Source organism: Hansschlegelia beijingensis, assembly GCF_045505405.1.
Taxonomy (GTDB): domain Bacteria; phylum Pseudomonadota; class Alphaproteobacteria; order Rhizobiales; family Methylopilaceae; genus Methylopila; species Methylopila beijingensis_A.
Genome location: NZ_JBJKEX010000606.1, coordinates 1 through 975, shown reverse-complemented (window position 1 = coordinate 975; position 975 = coordinate 1). Strand labels below are relative to the sequence as shown.

General features: G+C 73.8%; 1 protein-coding gene. It reads right to left on the bottom strand.

Annotated elements, in window-relative coordinates; translation table 11 throughout:
- Positions 1-975, bottom strand: a 975-nt coding sequence (locus tag ACIKT0_RS19045; RefSeq protein ID WP_407106857.1) for a quinone-dependent dihydroorotate dehydrogenase, incomplete at both ends; no start/stop codon positions are given.

The window sequence follows — 975 nt, the reverse complement described above, 5'->3', positions numbered from 1 at the left end:
GTTCTCGGCGATCTCGGAGAGCGCGGCCGCCTCCAGTCGCAGATCCATCTCGAGCGAGCCCGCCGCGGAGGGCAGCGCCGCCAGCAGATCGGTCTTGATGGCCTGGATCAGACCGGGCCCCTCGAACACCAGCGCGCTGTAGAGTTCGACCAGCGTCGCGCCAGCGCGCAGCTTGGCGAGCGCGTCGGCGCCCGACGCGATCCCCCCGACCCCGACGAGCGGCATAGCGCCCTCCATGCGCAGGAAGGCCTCGGCGAGCATCCAGGTGGAGCGGCGGAACAGCGGCGCCCCCGAAAGGCCGCCGGCTTCCTTCGCGGCCGGATCGCGCAGCGAGGCAGGCCTGGCAAGCGTGGTGTTGGAGACGATCAGCCCGTCGAGCCCGCGGGAGCGCGCCACCGCGACGACGTCGTCGAGGCCGGGCAGGTCGAGGTCAGGGGCGATCTTCAGCAGGACGGGGCGCCGGCCGGAGGCCGCCGCAGCCTCGTCCCGCGCGGCGATGACGCGCGCCACCAGATCGTCGAGCGCCGCGCGCGCCTGCAGGTCGCGCAGGCCGGGCGTGTTCGGCGAAGAGATGTTGACGGTGAAGAAGGACGCGTAGGGCGCGAAGGTCCGCACCCCCGCCACATAATCCGCCATGCGGTCCGCGGCGTCCTTGTTCGCGCCGATGTTGACGCCGACCAGGCCGGGTCTTCCGGCGCGCGCCGCCAGCCGGCTGCGGGCCGCCTCCGCGCCCTCGTTGTTGAACCCCATGCGGTTCACGATCGCGCGGTCCTGCGTCAGCCGGAACAGGCGCGGCTTGGGGTTGCCGGGCTGCGGGCGGGGCGTGACGGAGCCGATCTCCACGAAGCCGAAGCCGAGCCCGAGCAGCGCGTCGGGCGCGCGGGCGTCCTTGTCGAAGCCCGCCGCGAGGCCGACCGGATTGGGGAAGTCGAGCCCGAAGGCGCGGACCGCGAGCCGCGGGTCGTCCGGGACCGG